Source organism: Salinarchaeum chitinilyticum (genome assembly GCF_055390775.1).
In genome coordinates this window covers 1,111,590-1,128,302 of record NZ_AP043888.1, presented here as the reverse complement: position 1 = coordinate 1,128,302, position 16,713 = coordinate 1,111,590, and the positions used below count along the sequence as shown (strand labels likewise).

At 68.1% G+C, this 16,713-nt stretch carries 19 protein-coding genes; 4 read left to right on the top strand and 15 right to left on the bottom strand.

Annotated features, from left to right (window positions below):
• Positions 1–254 precede the first annotated feature (254 nt).
• Entirely contained in the window at positions 255–455 is a 201-nt protein-coding gene (locus ACZ5KP_RS05660) for a DUF7835 family putative zinc beta-ribbon protein (protein WP_460920804.1), read from the top strand.
• A gap of 218 nt (positions 456–673) precedes the next feature.
• Here ACZ5KP_RS05660 and acs read toward each other — a convergent pair whose 3' ends face one another.
• The 9 genes from acs to ACZ5KP_RS05615 all read right to left on the bottom strand — a co-directional run bounded on the left by acs (position 674) and on the right by ACZ5KP_RS05615 (position 7,806).
• Complete coding sequence (gene acs / locus ACZ5KP_RS05655; protein ID WP_460920802.1) at positions 674–2,656, bottom strand: acetate--CoA ligase; 1,983 nt, start codon at positions 2,654–2,656, stop codon at positions 674–676.
• A gap of 212 nt (positions 2,657–2,868) precedes the next feature.
• Entirely contained in the window at positions 2,869–3,261 is a 393-nt protein-coding gene (locus tag ACZ5KP_RS05650) for a PIN domain-containing protein (protein WP_460920800.1), read from the bottom strand.
• Positions 3,258–3,455: a DUF7557 family protein gene (locus tag ACZ5KP_RS05645; protein ID WP_460920798.1), complete on the bottom strand. Its 198-nt coding sequence runs from the start codon at positions 3,453–3,455 to the stop codon at positions 3,258–3,260. The genes ACZ5KP_RS05650 and ACZ5KP_RS05645 overlap by 4 nt, the downstream gene beginning before the upstream one ends.
• Before the next feature lie 90 nt (positions 3,456–3,545).
• On the bottom strand, positions 3,546–5,249 hold the full coding sequence (locus ACZ5KP_RS05640) for an acyl-CoA mutase large subunit family protein (protein WP_460920796.1): 1,704 nt from the start codon (positions 5,247–5,249) through the stop codon (positions 3,546–3,548).
• A 176-nt stretch (positions 5,250–5,425) separates the two neighbouring features.
• Complete coding sequence (locus ACZ5KP_RS05635) at positions 5,426–5,584, bottom strand: DUF7563 family protein (RefSeq protein WP_460920794.1); 159 nt, start codon at positions 5,582–5,584, stop codon at positions 5,426–5,428.
• A 135-nt stretch (positions 5,585–5,719) separates the two neighbouring features.
• A complete protein-coding gene (locus ACZ5KP_RS05630) occupies positions 5,720–6,136 on the bottom strand; it encodes a type II toxin-antitoxin system VapC family toxin (protein ID WP_460920792.1) in 417 nt (138 codons plus the stop codon).
• Complete coding sequence (locus ACZ5KP_RS05625) at positions 6,123–6,350, bottom strand: antitoxin VapB family protein (RefSeq protein WP_460920790.1); 228 nt, start codon at positions 6,348–6,350, stop codon at positions 6,123–6,125. Before ACZ5KP_RS05625 ends, ACZ5KP_RS05630 begins: the two co-directional genes overlap by 14 nt.
• 103 nt (positions 6,351–6,453) lie before the next feature.
• On the bottom strand, positions 6,454–6,633 hold the full coding sequence (locus ACZ5KP_RS05620; RefSeq protein WP_460920788.1) for an HVO_0416 family zinc finger protein: 180 nt from the start codon (positions 6,631–6,633) through the stop codon (positions 6,454–6,456).
• A 168-nt stretch (positions 6,634–6,801) separates the two neighbouring features.
• Positions 6,802–7,806, bottom strand: coding sequence for a DUF7093 family protein (locus tag ACZ5KP_RS05615; protein WP_460920786.1), 1,005 nt, complete (start codon positions 7,804–7,806; stop codon positions 6,802–6,804).
• A 164-nt stretch (positions 7,807–7,970) separates the two neighbouring features.
• Here ACZ5KP_RS05615 and ACZ5KP_RS05610 point away from each other — a divergent pair, with 164 nt between their 5' ends.
• Entirely contained in the window at positions 7,971–8,519 is a 549-nt protein-coding gene (locus ACZ5KP_RS05610; RefSeq protein ID WP_460920784.1) for a DUF3006 domain-containing protein, read from the top strand.
• Positions 8,520–8,570: 51 nt separating this feature from the next.
• Here the strand turns inward: ACZ5KP_RS05610 and ACZ5KP_RS05605 are convergent, their stop codons facing one another.
• The 5 genes from ACZ5KP_RS05605 to ACZ5KP_RS05585 form a co-directional block, all read right to left on the bottom strand.
• On the bottom strand, positions 8,571–10,913 hold the full coding sequence (locus tag ACZ5KP_RS05605) for a type B DNA-directed DNA polymerase (RefSeq protein ID WP_460920782.1): 2,343 nt from the start codon (positions 10,911–10,913) through the stop codon (positions 8,571–8,573).
• 3 nt (positions 10,914–10,916) lie between these two features.
• Complete coding sequence (locus ACZ5KP_RS05600; protein WP_460920780.1) at positions 10,917–11,279, bottom strand: DUF8156 family protein; 363 nt, start codon at positions 11,277–11,279, stop codon at positions 10,917–10,919.
• Between the two features lies 1 nt (position 11,280).
• Positions 11,281–11,934, bottom strand: coding sequence for a hypothetical protein (locus tag ACZ5KP_RS05595; protein ID WP_460920778.1), 654 nt, complete (start codon positions 11,932–11,934; stop codon positions 11,281–11,283).
• Positions 11,935–12,242: 308 nt separating this feature from the next.
• Positions 12,243–12,806 (bottom strand): DUF420 domain-containing protein, encoded by a 564-nt coding sequence (locus ACZ5KP_RS05590; protein ID WP_460920776.1) that lies wholly within the window; start codon positions 12,804–12,806, stop codon positions 12,243–12,245.
• Positions 12,807–12,911: 105 nt separating this feature from the next.
• Entirely contained in the window at positions 12,912–13,640 is a 729-nt protein-coding gene (locus ACZ5KP_RS05585) for a GNAT family N-acetyltransferase (RefSeq protein ID WP_460920774.1), read from the bottom strand.
• A 189-nt stretch (positions 13,641–13,829) separates the two neighbouring features.
• On the opposite strand from ACZ5KP_RS05585, the gene ACZ5KP_RS05580 reads away from it, so the two are divergent.
• Both ACZ5KP_RS05580 and ACZ5KP_RS05575 read left to right on the top strand, forming a co-directional pair.
• Positions 13,830–14,669 carry a DUF8054 domain-containing protein gene (locus ACZ5KP_RS05580; RefSeq protein ID WP_460920772.1) on the top strand — a complete coding sequence of 280 codons (840 nt, stop codon included), beginning with the start codon at positions 13,830–13,832 and terminating at the stop codon, positions 14,667–14,669.
• Positions 14,670–14,851: 182 nt separating this feature from the next.
• Positions 14,852–15,196, top strand: coding sequence for a hypothetical protein (locus ACZ5KP_RS05575; protein WP_460920770.1), 345 nt, complete (start codon positions 14,852–14,854; stop codon positions 15,194–15,196).
• A 79-nt stretch (positions 15,197–15,275) separates the two neighbouring features.
• Here the strand turns inward: ACZ5KP_RS05575 and ACZ5KP_RS05570 are convergent, their stop codons facing one another.
• Entirely contained in the window at positions 15,276–16,712 is a 1,437-nt protein-coding gene (locus tag ACZ5KP_RS05570; protein WP_460920768.1) for a hypothetical protein, read from the bottom strand.
• Between the last annotated feature and the right edge of the window lies 1 nt (position 16,713).

Genomic DNA, 16,713 nt, shown 5'->3' with positions numbered 1-16,713 from the left:
ACGTTTTCCACGGACGGCCCGCCGCGAGCACGGCTCCCTTCGCACCGAGTGAAGCAACGACTTGATGATTTGCTTCAGTTTCTTCACCCGTTTCTCCAGGCGGTCCACGATGGCCCGATACGACTCGACGTTTCGCTTTCGATGGTTCGGTTCTCCGGCGGTTCGACTCCGACGCACCACGCTTCAGTCGGGGTGTTTTCCCGCCATGAAAACGCTCGTGTCGTGTTATAGTGGTAGCCTACGATGGTGTGTGTATGGCGACGACTGACGACACGGTAAACGGCATGACCGAGCCCTGTAACACCTGTGAGACCGACACGCTGCACGAAGTTTCCGTGCAGATCATGACCGAAGCGGAGGACTCCGACAACGCACACTACTCGCGAGAGCCCTACCGGGTTCGGGAGTGCACGCGCTGTGGAGAGCGCTCCAGCCAGCGGATGAACAACGCGTAAGACCTCCCTACCAGCCCGTCGCCAACGGCGACTCCATCCTCGGGGAGAGGGGTGGGCTTCCGCCGGCGACGATCGTTTTGGAGTCGCTTCGCGTGCGATCGCGATCCGCCCAGTACCACTTCGAGCGACAGCGACGGTCGGCAGCGTTTCCAGGGCGATTGATGTCGCCGCCGGGCCCCGGCGACGACGTTTCGACGGCTACTCTGCCGCGTCGGCGGCTACTCCTCTGCCTCGACCTGTTCCTTGATCGCGTCGACGATCTCGGGGTTCCGTAGCGTCGAGGTGTCGCCGAGCTCCTCGCCGTCGGCGATCTCCTCGAGGAGGCGCCGCATGATCTTGCCGGAGCGGGTCTTGGGCAGTTCCGGTGTGAAGACGATCCGCTCCGGCCTTGCGATCGGGCCGATCGCCTCCTCGACGCGCTCGGTGATGCGCTCGCGGAGGGCGTCGTCCTCGTCCTGCTCGTCCTCCGTGATCACGAACGCGTAGACGGCCTCGCCCTTCACGTCGTGGCTCCCGCCGACGACCGCAGCCTCGGCGACGCCAGCGACGTCGACGATCGCCGACTCGATCTCCATCGTGCCGAGCCGGTGGCCCGAGACGTTGAGCACGTCGTCGACGCGACCGAGCACGGTGATGTAGCCGTCGTCGTCGATCGAGGCGCCGTCTTCGGGGAAGTAGACCCAGCGGTCCTCGTCCTCGTCGGAGTACTCCTGCCAGTACTCCTCGATGAACCGCTCGTCGTTCTTGTAGAGTGTCCGGAGCATCCCCGGCCATGGGTTGTTGACCGTCAGGTAGCCGGCGTCGCCGGGATCGACCTCTTCGCCCTCGACGTCGACGACGCGGGCGTCGATGCCGGGCAGTGGCGGCCCCGCGGAGCCGGGTTTCATCTCGCCGATGCCGGGGAGGGTCGTCACCATCATCCCGCCGGTCTCGGTCTGCCACCAGGTGTCGACGACGGCGCAGTCCTCGTCGCCGATGTGGGTGTAGTACCACTTCCAGGCGCGGGGGTTGATCGGCTCGCCGACGGTGCCCAGCAGCCGGAGCGTCGAGAGGTCGTGGGAATCGGGGTAGTCCGAGCCCCACTTCATGAACGAGCGGATCGCCGTCGGCGCCGTGTAGAACACGTCGACGCCGTACTTCTCGACGAGCTCCCACATGCGGTCCTTCTCGGGGTAGTCCGGCGTCCCCTCGTACATCACCGTCGTCGTCCCGAGCGCGAGCGGCCCGTAGACGATGTAGGAGTGGCCCGTGATCCAGCCGATGTCGGCGGCACACCAGTAGGTGTCCTCGGGTTTGACGTCCAGCACGGAGTGGGTCGTCCAGGCCGCGTAGGAGAGGTAGCCGCCGGTCGTGTGTTTGACGCCCTTCGGGGTCCCGGTCGTCCCCGAGGTGTACATGAGGAAGAGCATGTCCTCGGCGTCGCGGGAGACGGGCTCGACGGTCGCGCCCTCGTGCTCGTCGACGAGCTCCTGGTAGTCGTCGGCGTTGTCGCCGAGGAAGTGCGTCAGCTCGTCGCCGAGCCGATCGACGACGATCTTGTTCTCGATCTCGTGGTCGACCTGCTGGAGCCCCTTGTCGGCCTTCTCCTTGTGGTTGAGTGCCTCGCCGCGACGGTAGTAGCCGTCGCAGGTGACGAGATGCTTCGAGTCCGCGCTGTTCATCCGCTCGGCGAGCGCCTCCGCGGAGAACCCCGCGAAGACGACGGAGTGGGGCGCACCGATGCGGGCACAGGCCAGCATCGCGATCGGGAGCTGTGGCAGCATCGGCAGGTAGAGCGTGACCACGTCGTCCTCCTCGACGCCCTGGTCGCGGAGCGCCGCCGCGAACGCCTCGACCTCCCGCTGGAGCTCCTGGTAGGTGATCGTCCGCTCCTCGCCGAGCTCGCCCTCCCACTGGATCGCCGCGCGATTCTTCGCGCCGGACTCGACGTGGCGGTCGATGCAGTTGTAGGAGGCGTTGAGTTCGCCGCCGGTGAACCACTCGTAGAACGGCTCGTCGGAGTCGTCGAGCACCTGGTCGTAGTCGCTGTCCCAGTCGACCAGATCCGCGGCGCGCTCCCAGCTCTCGGGCCAGTTCTCCTCGAACTCGTCGTAGATCGCCGGATCCGAGACGTTGGCCTGCTCGACGAACCACTCGGGGGGTTCGAAGGACTCCTGTTCCTCGAGTCGTGCCTCGAGCTCGGCCTCGTCAGCGTCTGACATACACCGAAATTAATCGGACATCACCGGGTTAAGTGTTCTCATGCCGGTGATGGTCGCCCCCGTGCCGGCTAGTGAATTCGGCCGCGAGTGAATCTTCGTGGTTTGTGGCCAGGATGGAATCCGGTCTAGAATAGCGATAGTTCCAGGTAGTAGCAGGTTTGTACTGAAGTAGCACCGTTCGAGCAAGCCTCTCGCGATACATCGGTACGCGATCACTCGGCGAGGTTCGTAACCGGAATCGCCTCTTCGATCACAGTAGTTTGGAAATCCGCATCGTTGACGACGAGATGATCCCCCGTCGTACGAGCAGTGGCTGCGATCATCAGATCGCGTGGAGCCATCGGTTCACCATCCGCTAGCAACGCGTCCTGAAGTCTAGCCGCTTCAATAGCGATATCTTCGTTGAATTCGATTGCCCGAACGCCACCGAACTGCTGACGTGCTGCCATCACGTTTGTGGTCCCGCTCCCGAGAGTCCCCTCCAGCACTTCGAAGATGCAAATCGACGACGTGAGATACGGTGTCCCGTGCGCCTCTATGCATTCGACGGTGTCACTGACTCCGTCGAGCATATCGATGATAGCAGAGGAGTCCAGAAACGTCATCGGCCGAAGCTCTCCCGCGAGCGCTCGACTGCCTCCCGCGCTCGATCCGCAGTTTCACTGTCCCATGCACCGATCTCGATGGGCTCCGTTTCGCCAGCGAGTCGGCGAAGCAGCTCGTCGAACGTTTCGTCGTCGCGCTTGAGATGGTCGAGCTTCGCCTTGGTTTCCTCGGAAACCCGGATGCTCGTGCTCACATGTATGCAGAGTGCATACGCTCTGAAAACCGTTTCGGCGTTCCAAGCTGGCTGGATCGATCGGCTTGTAAATCGCGGTCAAGCTGTCCACTATGACGGCCCGACCTCGCCCCGATACTCCCCGTAGACGTCCTCGAAGACCTGCATAATCTCGCCCATCGTCGCGTACGCTTTCACCGCGTCGACGATCGCCGGGATCGCGTTCTCGCCGTTCTCAGCGGCGTCTCGAATCGCCGCGAGCGCGTCGTCGACTGCCTCGTCGTCCCGGTCGTCCCTGACGGACTCGATGCGGTCGAGCTGGGTCTCGCGTGCCCGCTCCTCGTCGACGTGGAGGGTGTCCGCGGCGGTCTCCTCCTCGACGACGTACTTGTTGACGCCCACGACGATCTCCTCGCCGTCCTCGACGCGCTCCTGGTACTCGAAGGCCGAATCCTGGATCTCCCGCTGGATGTAGCCGTCGTCGATGCCTGAGAGCACGCCCTCGCGCATCGAGCCGTCGCCCATCTCGCGGATCTCCTCGATGTACTCCATGGCTTCGGCTTCGACCTGATCGGTGAGCGCCTCGACGGCGTAGCTGCCGCCGAGGGGATCGACGGTGTCCGCGACGCCGGACTCCTCCGCGATGATCTGCTGAGTTCGCAGCGCGACCCGCACCGCCTTCTCGCTGGGCAGCGCCAGCGCCTCGTCGAAGCTGTTGGTGTGGAGGCTCTGGGTACCGCCCAACACGCCCGCGAGCGCCTGGATCGTCACCCGGACGACGTTGTTCAGCGGCTGCTGGGCGGTCAGCGACTGGCCGGCAGTCTGGGTGTGGAACTTGAGCCGACGAGAGTCGGGAGCCTCGGCGTCGTACCACTCGTCCATCTTCCTTGCCCAGATTCGCCGGGCTGCACGGAACTTCGCCACCTCCTCGAGCAGGCTGTTGTGGCAGTTGAAGAAGAAGGAGAGGCGGGGCGCGAACTCGTCCACGTCGAGCCCCCGCTCCATCGCGTCCTCGACGTAGGCGAACCCGTCGGCGAGGGTGAACGCCAGCTCCTCGACCGCCGTCGAGCCGGCCTCCCGGATGTGGTAGCCCGAGATCGAGACCGGGTGGAACTTCGGCGTCTCTTCGGTCGCGAACTCGACGACGTCGGTAACGAGTTTGAGGGAGGACTCGGGGGGAACGACCCACTCCTTCTGCGCGATGAACTCCTTGAACATGTCGTTCTGGAGCGTTCCGCGGACCTCGCTCCGCGGCACGCCCTGCTGGTCGGCGAGCGCGACGTACATCGCGTAGATCACCGGCGCGGAGGGGTTGATCGTGAACGACGTCGAGACCTCACCGAGGTCGATGCCGTCGAACAGCACCTCCATGTCCCGCAGGGAGTCGACGGCGACGCCCTCCTTCCCGACCTCGCCCAGCGCCATCGGGTCGTCGGAGTCGATCCCCATCAGCGAGGGCATGTCGAACGCCGTCGAGAGCCCGGTCTGCCCCTCGTCGATCAGGTAGTGGAAGCGCTCGTTGGTCTCCTCGGCCGTACCGAACCCCGCGAACTGGCGCATCGTCCACGTACGTCCGCGGTGCATCGTCGGGTACGGCCCACGGGTGTAGGGCGGCTCGCCGGGGAAGCCTAGATCCGCCTCGTAGTCCAGCTCCGCGAGGTCCGTGGGGTCGTACAGCCGGTCGACCTCGAGGTTCGACACCGTGGCGAAGCGGTCCTTGCGCTCGCCGTGGCGCTCCAGCGCGGGATCGAGCGTGGATTCCTCCCACTCCGTCCGGGACTCGCGAAGAGACTGCAGTTCCTCATCATCGAACATGCTCGAAACGTTCGTCGGCGTCGTCCTAAGGGTTCGGGTGGGGTCGATCGGAGTGGACGAACGCGCAGCTGTCGGTGTCTCGTGCCCTTCTCACCTGCCGTCGAAGCACCGCTACAGTACCGTCGAACCGCGGTGTGCGCAATCGCTCGAACGCCGGGATCGCAGCTACTGGCTCGTCAGTTGTTCCGGGGCGAACGCGCCTCGCGGACGTCGCTGCCGTCGCGGATCTTGTCCTCGCACTCCGGACAGACGCGAGGTTCGTCGATGCCGCGGGGGGTGAACACTCGCGCGTAGGCCTCGGTGACGAACGATCCGCAATTCTGACATTCCGGCATTCGTATCTCCCATTCTTTGCAATGAAATAACGTACTATAACGCTTCCGGAACAGTTATTCAATTTGATATTATATGCCGGTGCGCTGCGGCGCAGTCCCGACAATTGCCAACGGCATCGGGAAGAAAATGCCGGGTCAGTACGCTGACCAGTCGACGACGTCGATCCCCTCGATCCGATCGAAGTGATCGACGTTCGCCGTCAGGACGGGAAGCCGTTCGACGAGTGCCGCTGCTGCCACGTACACGTCGTGGAGATCGTGGAGTGGCACCCCACGGTCCTGTAAATCGGCGACGATGTCTGCAGTAGCGACCGCGACGGGGCGGTTGATGTCGACGACGTCGAAGCGAGCGACGAGCCGTTCGAGTTCCTGCATCGCTTCGGCTCGCGCCGACTCGTCCTCGTATCCTTTGTTGACGCCGAGACGCAGTTCGGTCACCGTCACTGTGCTGATCGCGTGGCGACCCTCCTCGTCGAGGCGCTCGACGCGGTCCGCGATCTCGTCGCCGCCGCGGTCGACGTCGACGAGGACGGACGTGTCACAGAGTTTCATCGTCCACCCGCGACAGCGTCCCGTCGCTCATTCGTCCGACGTCCTCCCGGACGGATTCCTGGACGTCGGGGTCCAGAACGCCGGCGCCAGTCACGTCCGCAAGCGTCGCTCCGTCTTCGAGCAGGTCTCTGATGACCTCGCTGAAGCTCCGGTCACCCTTCTCCCGCTTCAACGCCCGATACACGTCGTCGGAGATGGCGATGTTCTTGCTCATGTCTTACGTATGGGTACACATACGAAAAAGCGTTACGAGCATCCGGGAAAGCGGCCGCTCCTAGCACAAGCGAACTACGAACGCCACGTCGCCACGCGAACGATCAGGCGCCGGGCTGCCAGCCACACACCGAGCAGTCGGCGGCGTCGGTGTCGTGGATCCCGCCACACTCCGGACAGCGCTTCTTGTTGTACTCGGACTCCCACGTCGAGTGATCGTGGCCGCGAGCGGTGAGGAACTCGTCGAACATGTCGTCGCCCGCACTGTCGGGTGCTGACGCCATACGTGGTATGGTAAGGCGTGGCAGGGTAATAAAGGCTCGCGTTCGAGCAACCGAACGGCGGATCGTGGTCGATCCCGGCCGGCGTCGTGCGACGGCTACGCGTCGCTCCCGGGCGGGTCGATCGCGAAAACAGACGCAAAACGTAGACGGCGTCGGTACGCGGCGGCGTTACTCGTCGGCGGCGAGATACCCCTTCCGACACTCCGGACAGATGTCGCCTTCGCGCAACGAGCCGTCCCGCCTGGGGTCCCGGTAGCCACACGCCGGGCAGTAGAGCTCCGTGCCGCCGGTCGACGGCGCACTGGGCGAGCCCGACTCTCGCGCGCGCTCGAACTCCGCGCCCTCGTCGGCCGGCTGGGCCTCCGTGCCATCGTCTACGCCCTGGGACGCTGGCTCGTCACCCGCGTCGAGTAGCTCCGCGTCGCCCGTCGGCTCCGTCACATCCGCGGGCTCCTCACCAGCGGACCCCTCGGCTCCATCTGCGGATCCCTCGGCACCAGCCGGCGCACTGGCTTCCGTCGGCTCGGCGTCGGCAGCACCGGGATACTCCACGTCCGCCGGATCGCCGTCCGGCGTCGTTGCGTCGTAGCCCTCGTCGGCGTCCTCGTCGCTGTCGGGCCACGGCTCGGGCGTCTCGTCGGCCGCGGCCGGGTCGGCCTCGGCGCTGGCGTGGTCCTCGTCGGCGTCGGGCCATTCGCCGTACTCCCGCTCCTCGGGTTCGGGCTCGTCCGAGTCGTCGTCGAGGATCACGCCGTCGTCCGTCTCGGGGTCGTGTTCGGGCCCCTCCGCAGCGTCGTCCGCGGCGGCGTCCCCAGCGGCAGCCGCCGACTCCTCGGCCGCGTCGCTTCCCTCCGGGCCAGCGTCGAGGTTCGCGCCGTCGATGCTCCCGGTGCCGACGCTCTCCTCGGCGACGGGGTCGTCGCTGTCGGGGTCTGTCGGCCGGGGCTCGCTGCTCGGCGCCGCGTCCGCGTCGTCGGGGGTCGCGACCTCCGCGTTGGCGCTTCCCGCCGCCGTCACCTCCTTGTTCTCGCTGACGATCGAGCGGTCACCGCACCGCGAGCAGGTCTTGACCTCCCGGATCGTCACGACCGCTTCTTCGCCGCGCTCCTCGCGCTCGCGCTCGATCTCCGCCTCGCCGTATCTGTGCCCGAGCAGCGTGCACCTGACGCCCATAGCCGCGGGGTACCCGAGGCTCGTGCATAAGGATACTGCTTGTGCTGGTCGGGATCGGCCGGCGGCGCGGTCGCCGTCGGCGATCGAGACACCGCAATCGACGCCGTGACGGCCGCCGCTCACCGGCCACACCTTTATGACCGATTCCGCGGCGACCCATCCGCGTGTTCAGACGAGACGTACTCGCGACGCTGCTGTCGATGTTCTCCGTGTCCAGCGTGGGCGCCCTTCTCGACGAGCTCGAGGCCGCGACGGACGGTCTCCACGCCGACGGCGGGGAGCCCGTAGATCCGGACGGGGCCGACAGTGGGTCCGACCAGAGCGAGGCCGAACAGGACGACGCCGACCAGAGCGAGACCGAACCCGGCGACGCCGATCAGGACCACGGCGGCGATTCTCCCGCCGACGATACCGCCACCGACGACGGCGATCCCGGTACGCGGACCGCCGTCGTGGATCGGATCGAGAACGAAACCGCCGTCGTCCTCTTCGAGGACGGCAGCGGCACGGAGACGGTCCCCGCCGCCGTCCTCCCCGAGGCCGCCCGCGAGGAAGGGATGGTGCTCGACGTCCCCGACGGCACCTCGCTCGCGCTGGCGACCGTCGACCACGCCGAGACGGCCGAGCGGCGAGAGGAGGCACAGGACCAGTTCGACGAGCTGGCCGAACAGCCGCCTGATTCCGACGCCGCGAACGGGACGGCGAATCCGTAGCCGGGTCTCCCTGGGAATCGGTTCCGGATCGGGCGGTCTTCCGCCGGTCGCTCACTCGCCGAAGGCCGCCAGCGTCGCGTCGCGGTCGTTCGCGAGGTGCGATCGGATCCGACCCTCCGTCCACCCCAGCGGCGCGACCAGGCTCTCGCAGGCGCGGACGAGCCGACCGGCGTAGAACGCGGCGTCGTACGTCGGGTTGGTCGCGGCGTTCGACCCGCCTGCACTCGATGCCGCCGCGGTCTCGAACGCCAGACGCACCCGCTCTGGTCCCGAGCGATCGTCGTCGACCACGACGTACTCGACGGACTGGCCGGGCGATCGCGGGACGCCGACGGCGGCCGCCCGTTCGAGTGCGGCCTTCGCCCGCGTGGCCTGCTCGTACGCCTCGGCGGGTTTCGTCGCGCGCTGGGTGATCGCCAGCTCCGCGGGATCGACCTCGCCCGAGCGGAGCGTCCGGAGGTGGCGTTCGAGGCGATCACAGACCGCCCCCGGCTCGCGCTCGCGGTGGAACGTGGCCAGGAGGTCCCGCTGGGCCGCGGCGACGAACGCACACGTCGAGCGCTGGCGGGCCTCGATCCCCCGGAGTTTGTAGCGGTCGTCGAAGTCGACTGCGTCGGCACCAGCCCCGATCCCCCCGCTCTCGTCGGCCGCCTGCCCGCCAGCCGCCGACTCGTCCGCGACAGTCTCGTCGGCCCACCGGCCGAAGTAGCGCATGAGCGCCGCGCCGCTGGCGCGCTTGCGCGGGCAGAAGGCGACCCAGTCGAACCGGCCCTCGTACTCGAGCCGGATGTCGACCTCGTCGGTGATCGTCGCGGCGACCTCCTGGATCGGCGCCTGTTCGCGATCGGGCGCGGCGGTCACCCAGACGCTGTCGACGATCCCGTGGACGATCCGCCAGCCGGCGTCCTCGAGGTGCTCCTTCGCGGTGAGCATGATCTCGCGGGCGTAGGCGTTGATCGCCTCGTGGGTCTCGATCCGGCCGAACTTCGCGTGGCGGTAGCCCTGGTAGCCGAAACAGGAGACGAGCACCCACTTGATCGCCTCGACGACGGCCGCCTGCTCGTCCCTGGCGTCGTTCCCGGGGCCGAGGGCGGCCACTGCGCGCTTAGCCCGGCGGCGATCCGTTATCAGCGGTGCGAGCACCGCGCCGAGAAAGCCATCCCGATGCTCGCAGATGCTGTAGTCGAGTTCGGGCACGTCGTCGCCGTCACAGCAGTCACAGCAGACGGTGTCGGGCGAGACGTCGTACTCGCAGATGACGTTGGGGTACAGCGAGGCGAAGTCGAGCTCGTGAACGTCCTCGTAGACCCCTGGCTCGGGCTGGAACGTGAAGCCGCCGCGATCGGACGCGTGCAGCGTTTCGAGAGATTTCCAGTCCTCCGTCTGTCGTTTCTGCCACGGCGCGGGGACGCCATCGTCCTGTTGCTGCTCGGTGACGTGGTTGCCGTCCCACCGCCGCGCCGCCCGGATCTCGATCGCAGTGAGCACACCGCCGATGGAGTCCTTCGCGAGCTCCTGGAGCGGTTTGCCGGCTCGGTTCACGAAGTACTGCAGCCCGTCGAGGTCGGAGTGGCCGAGCAGGAAGCTGTTCGAGCGGTCGATCAGCGCCCGCCCGGGCACGTCGTAGCGCGCGGGCGAGTGGCCGACCTGACCGTAGCTGACGTAGGTGCTCTCGCCGGCGATGCGGCTGAACCCCGGGCGGCGGCCGAGATCGACGCCCGCCTCGGCGAGTAGCGGGACGATCTCGCCGGTCGAGAGCAACAGGATGTCCGGATCGCGGGCTGCGAGTTCGCTCTCGACGGCGTCGGCGACGGTCGCCACGCTGTCGGCATCGGCGGCAGTGGCAGTGACGTCGGCGGTCCCGTCGGCGGCAGACGGCGTGCTGCCGTTGCCGGCCACTGGCTCTCCGTTGATCCGCAACGGCCCGACGTCGCCGTCGGCGACCGCCGGCTCGGGCAGCGCGAGCTCCATCGTCACGAGATCGCGGTCCGGATCGGGATCGAACCCGGAATCGAGCACGTACCGGAACCCCGGGTCGAGGTCCACGTCGTAGAGGGTGAAGGTCCCGGGCAGGAACGTCTCGTGCTCGCGCTGGCGGATCTCGCGGGCGACCTGGCGGACCTCGTCGAGGCGCTCGAGACGGATCTCCAGCATCGGCGAGGGCTCGGTGGCCCGGAGCGAGCGGCGTTTGCGGACTCGCTCGACGATGGCGACCTTCGGATCGTCCGCGAGCGCGTCGGCGAGCCAGTCGAGCGCCCCCTCGCGGTCGTCGCGAGCCGCTGCGTAGATCGTCGGCTCGTAGTCGGGATCGGCGGTGGGCGTCGCGCCGCCGTCGGGGTCGAGCTCCCAGCGGACCGGCGTGCCGTCCTCGCGGACCTCGATGGTGAACGCCACGGCTTAGGGCTCCTGGTCGTCGGTCGGCGCCTGCTCGAGGGCGGCGACCCGCTCCCGGAGTGCCTCGAGTTCCTCTCGCTGCCGATCGACCGTCGCCTGCTGCTGGTCGATGGTCTCCTGTTGCCGATCGATGGCCTCCGCCTGCTCCGCGAGCGTGCGCTCCTGGGCGAGCAGCACGCAGAACGCGAAGGCCTGCCAGCGATCGGGCGCGTTCTGCTGGCCGGCGGCGTCGGCGTGGCTCCGCGCGCGATCGAACAGCCGGTCGAACGCGGGCTGGTGTGACCGTCGCAGCGACCGGCGGAACTGGCTCCACTCCTGCTCGATCGCGTCGAACTGGTCGCGGAGGGTGCGGCGCGTCCGGCCCATCTCAGACACCCAGTCGCGCCGGCGCCGCGGCACCCAGCGGCGCCGAGCGTGCCGCGGCCGCCTCGCCGAGCAGATCGACCCAGTAGGGGATCGTCGTCTGGTAGCCCCAGTCGTCCCAGTACAGTTCGGTGTGGTAATTGGCTCCTTCGACGCGGAGCCCGGCCTGGGTGCCCTCGGCGGTGAGCGTCCGGTCCGCGGCGCTTCGAATCTGCTCGCGGTAGGTCGGCTCCGGCGCGGTGAGGAGCACGGGCACGTCGACGGCGTCCGCGACCGCGCCCAGCAGCGAGCAGGTCACGCCGACCATCGCGTCGGCCTCGTACTCGGGCACGTCGTCCTCGGCGTAGAGCGCGCCGACGTTCGGCGCGACGACCAGCGACGCGTCGGAAGCGACCCGCCCCGGCAGCGCGCGGACGAACTCGTAGTGCTGGTAGCCCGTGAACGCCCGGGCGACCTGGATCCCCCGGGCCGCGCTGGCCGGCGCGTGTTCGCGGATCGTCGCCGGCGACGCGGTGTTGCGCGCGTCGAGCCAGTAGGCTGGTGCGCCGGCGGGCGCGTCGGCGAGCTGCCGGCCGACGAGTCGGTAGAGCGCCGTCGGCGCGTCGTCCGTTTCGAGAAGGGTCACGCCGGGATCGAGCGTGGGGAGCTGTCGGTCCATGCCCCGACTGTGGGGAGCGCTGGGGGTAATGGGATCCCTGAAGCTCGGTGGAAGTGAAGGTGTGCGGTGGAGGGTGGATGAGTGGGTTGGGTACGAAGCGGGGACCACTGATTCCGCATTGGAAGCCCCCTCCGCTCAACGGTTTACGCTCGCTGTGCTCCTCACTCGCTTCGCTCGTTGCGGTGCTTGTTTCGCGAGCGGAAGGGGGCTGTCCCGGCGCAAGCCGGGACGTCGGGAGATCTTCGATCTCCCGGAATCCAAGCGGTTTGCTGTTGCAGGGCAGCCAGTTTCGGAAAGCGTCGTCGGACTCAGAACACGACGTACAACAGGAGATAGACCACGACGCCCAGCGAGAAGGAGACGAGCCAGAGCGCGGCGGCGACCCGGCCCACCCTCGCGTGGGGGCTCTCCCGAATTTCGGGGATCGACCGCGTTGCGGCGAGCAGCCCGACGTAGTAGAGCAGCGGCACGCAGACCATGGCGAGCAGGATGTGGATCGCCAGCAGCGGGAGGTAGAAATACAGATAGACAGCGTCTGGGCCCGGGAAACCGTGGGGGCCGAGCAGGGCGACGCGATAGCAGTAGAGCACGAGGAAGGCGGCGAACAGGCCGGCGGCGGTCACCATCAGTTTGCGGTGGCGATCGACGTCCCCACGGCGGATCGCCCGCCAGCCCAGCGCGATCGCAGCGATCGCGAGCAGGCTGATCCCGGCGTTGAGGTGGGGAATCAGGTCCAGGAACGCGTCCGGCGCGCTGGGGAGCAACGCGGTCGGGATTCGCTGGCCCGCGGCGGCGAAGACGAGCGCGAGCGAGACCGTACCGAGCACGGCCGTCGCCGCACGAACGCGACCGCGGAGGAATGCGCGCAGCATTGCCCGGGGATTTAGCGGGGAGGAAGTTGTGCGTGCCGGTCGCGGGCGATCGATCAGCCGGGCAGTCGGGCAGAGAGGCGGCCGACGATTTCGCGTTCGAGGTCCTCAGAGATAGGCGGCGTCCCACCGCGTCGGCTTCCGGGTGTTGCCACACTCGCCGCACTCGACGCGGCCCATCGAGTCCATTGCGGTCGCGAGCGCCTCGCAGTGGCCACACTGGAACCCGTAGCGCTGCGTGCGGTCGGCGTCGCCGAACACGGTGAAGAAGGGGTCTAGCGACCCCCGGCTCGCGTCCTCGAGGTCGACGTAGACCTCCCGCCCGTCGTCTTCGAGGACGGTCACGCGCTCGCGGCTCTCGTCGTGGTAGACGTGCTCGGTGTGGGGCGTGCCGTCGATCTCGACCTCCCGCTCGCCGACGCGCTCGAAGCCGAGCTCGCGGTAGAAGGCGTTGCCGTCCGCGTTGTTCGAGAGGACGAGCCCGCGAACGAGGTCGGCGTCGGCGTCGTCGAGCCAGTCTGTGGCCGCCTCGAAGAGCCGCCTGCCGATGCCGTCGTCCCGGTAGTCCGGATCGACGTGCAGCCAGAGGACGTCGCCGGTGCCGGTCTCGGGGACGAACGCCGCGTCAGCGACGCCGACGACCGCGTCGTCGCGCTCGGCGACGAGTAGTTCGCGATCGCCGTCGGCGAGCTTGGTCGAGAGCGCGTCGTCGCCGAACCACTCCTCGACTGCGGCCTCGATGGTGCCCGGCCCCAGCGAGTAGGAGGATAGCATGGATCGCTCGACGACGTCGCGGATCGCGTCACCCTCCGCCGCGGTGGCCTGGCGTACCTGCATGTTGCGTGCGTACGGCGAGCCACGGCAAAAAGGCGGGTGTCGGTTCGAAATATTGCACGATCGTCCACTCCGGGAAGGCGGTGGCTACCGGCCAATTCCCAGCCGATCTCGGCGTGGGTCGGTCGCGACAGCGGACGCCGGTCGATCGGAGCGAAACGCCTTCGGCCGCCCGCTCCCTTCGTCCGGTCGATGTCCCCCCTCGACCGACTGCGCCGTCCGGAGTACACCGGCGAGAACCGGTGCATGGCGTGTACGTACGTCAACGCCCTCCTGACGGTCCTGTTCACCGCGGGGCTGGTGGCGATCGGGGCCCAGCTACTGGGGCTCGCCACCGCGCTCGCAATCGGCACCGCGTTCGCGCTGCTCGCCGCCGCGAGCATCTGGCTCCGCGGGTATCTGGTGCCGAAGACCCCGACGCTGACGAAACGCTACATGCCTGAGCCACTGCTGCGCACGTTCGGGAAGGCGCCCGAGATCGGCCCGCCGGGGTCGCCGGCCGCCGGCGACGACCTCGCAGACGAGCACGCGGAGACGAACCAGGAGCGGCTCCTGCTCGCGGCCGGCGCCGTCGAGCCCTGCGAGGCGGGGACCGATCTCTGTCTCACCGAGTCGTTCGGCCGCGCGTGGTCGACCGCGCTGGAGGGCGTCCCCGACGAGCCCGATCCGGTCGACGTCGCGGTCGAACTCGGGTTCGACGAGGGGGTGCTCGAACGGCGGGAGTACGGCGAGGGAACGGTGGTCACTGCGAACTCCCGCCGGATCTTCGAGTGGCCCTCGACCACGGCGCGGCGACTCGACGTCGCGGGGGCGCGGACGCTCGCCGACGAGCTCGACGCGTGGCCGGAGCTGTCGCCCCCCGAGCGCGCCGCCCTCGTCAACGGACTCCGGGTGTTCGCCGAGGAGTGTCCGGACGGGGGTCCGGCGGAGCTCTCCGAGGAGGTCGTCGAGTCTTGCTGTACCAGCCACACCGTCGTCGTGCTGGAGTGCGTGGAGTCCGGTGATCGGCTGTTCGAGTGGCAGACGAACTGAGTGGACTTGCGAGCGGCGAACCAGGCTACGATACGGCGGCGCTCCGGTAGCGCGCCTCCCAGCGCGCCCCGGCGCTTGGCGGCGATCACGCCGCCGATCGAGAGCGGGGAACCTGCTGTATGACCTTCGGGTGTCTCTTCGACTGTGGATGACTAATCTAACAAACCATCCCGCCATACTGTGTGATGGTCTCAATGAAACACAGCAAACGTCCTGAACGCTTGCTGGGCGCGGCCGTCCTGGTAGCCGTACTCGCGCTGGACGCCATAGTGTTCAATGAGGTCAAACTCTCCGTCTTACTTCTTGGAGGAGTACTGGTCGTCGTCCTTGTCGTCGGGGCGTTCGATCCGGTGGCCGAAAGCGTCTCTTTCCAGGTCTCGATACTGATCGTCTGTGTACTCCTCACTGGGTACGCCCTCTTTCGTGGACTCCTGGCGGTCGGGGGAATCGCCGCTCTTGCTGCGGTCAATGCCGGGTGGATAGCGTACAGCGATCATTGGGCAGCAGGGCGGCACGAGAGCAGGTAAGTGGGCATTCGACCACGGCTCGAGAGCGTCCACGTTGCGTACCAGGCGCCGAAACACGAACCCGGTGACGTCCTCTGATTTAGTTCACCGCGCCGCTACGATACCGCGCCTCCCAGCGCGGCCCCGCACGCCGACCAAGCACCGTCCCGATCGCCCCGAGCGCGATCGCCGTCACCGCGACCCCGGCGAGCAGCGCGGCCCCCGGCGACGGAACGACGAGCCCGACGACCAGCAGCGGCGCGACCGGCACGAGCACCGCGGCACCGAACGCCGTGAACAACAGGGTGTCGAAGAGAAACTCGTTGGGCTGGAGCCCGGCGAGGACGGCCGTCAGCCCGCCGACGTACTGGTGGACGCCGACGAAGAGCAGGACGCCCAGCGCCGCGTCGGTCGGCGTCGTGCCGAGCCAGACCAGCGCGACGAGCAACGCGGCGACGCCGACGGGGAGGCCGACGAGTGCGAGCGCCCGGCGCTTGGCGGCGATCACGTCACCAATCGAGAGCGGGAACCGTCGGTAGGACGGCGCGTCGGCGGCAGTCGTCAGCCAGTTGTAGCTCGTGAACGCCGAGAGCCCGAGCAGCGGGCCGAAGGTGAGCCCGGCCTGGGGATCGACGCCGCCGATCCGGCTGACGAGCGCGACGACGCCACCAGCGACCGCGAGCAGGACCGTCGCCGAGAACGCGACCGTGCCGAGTCCGCCTGCCGACCGGGAGAGTTCGAGCAGCGACCGTGCGACGAGGCCGCGGTCGTCGCCGATGCGATCTGCCAGCGCGCCCAGCGCCGGCTCGCGCGTTCGAGCGGGGCGCGGGTCGCTCCGACCGAGTCCGGTGAAGCCGACCGTCGCCGTGACCGCGATCCCGATCGTCGTCCCGGCGACTGCAAGCAGGGACGGATCGGCGTAGAGGCCGTACGGCGACGCGGCGGCGATCGGGAGCCCCGACCAGATCCCGGCGCCGACGGCCGCGAGCACGCCGACCGCGAGGAGCTTCCCCGAGACGCCCCGCTGGACGAGCGCGATGATCGCGGTCGTCGTCGCGAGCCCCAGCGCGAACGTCGCCGGCAGCGAGACGGCCAGCTTCGGCGCCGCTGCCAGCAGCGCGTCGTCGTAGAGCATCCCCGCGGGGACGAACGCCACCGCGAGCGGCAGGAAGATCAGGCCGGTGTAGTAGACGAGGTCCCGGAGCAGGAACGCGGCGATCATCTTGCTGCGCGAGAGCGGCAGGTGGTGCCACGTCGAAAGCAACAGCGAGATCTCGCCGAGCACGCGCTCCAGCGCGTCCTGGGCGACCAGCCCCATCGAGCCCGTCTGGAGCCCGAAGGCGAAGACGAGCGCGTGGAGGCCAGCGATCGCGACGGCGACGTCGACGCCGGCCCAGGCGAGTGCGGCGACGGCCGACGCCGACAGCGTCGCGACGACGACCGGGAACGCTGCGAAGCGCCAGCCGCCGAAGAGCCGGACGTGGAGGCGCCACTCCTCGCGGAGCATCGCACCGAACAGGGCGCGGTTGACCGACATG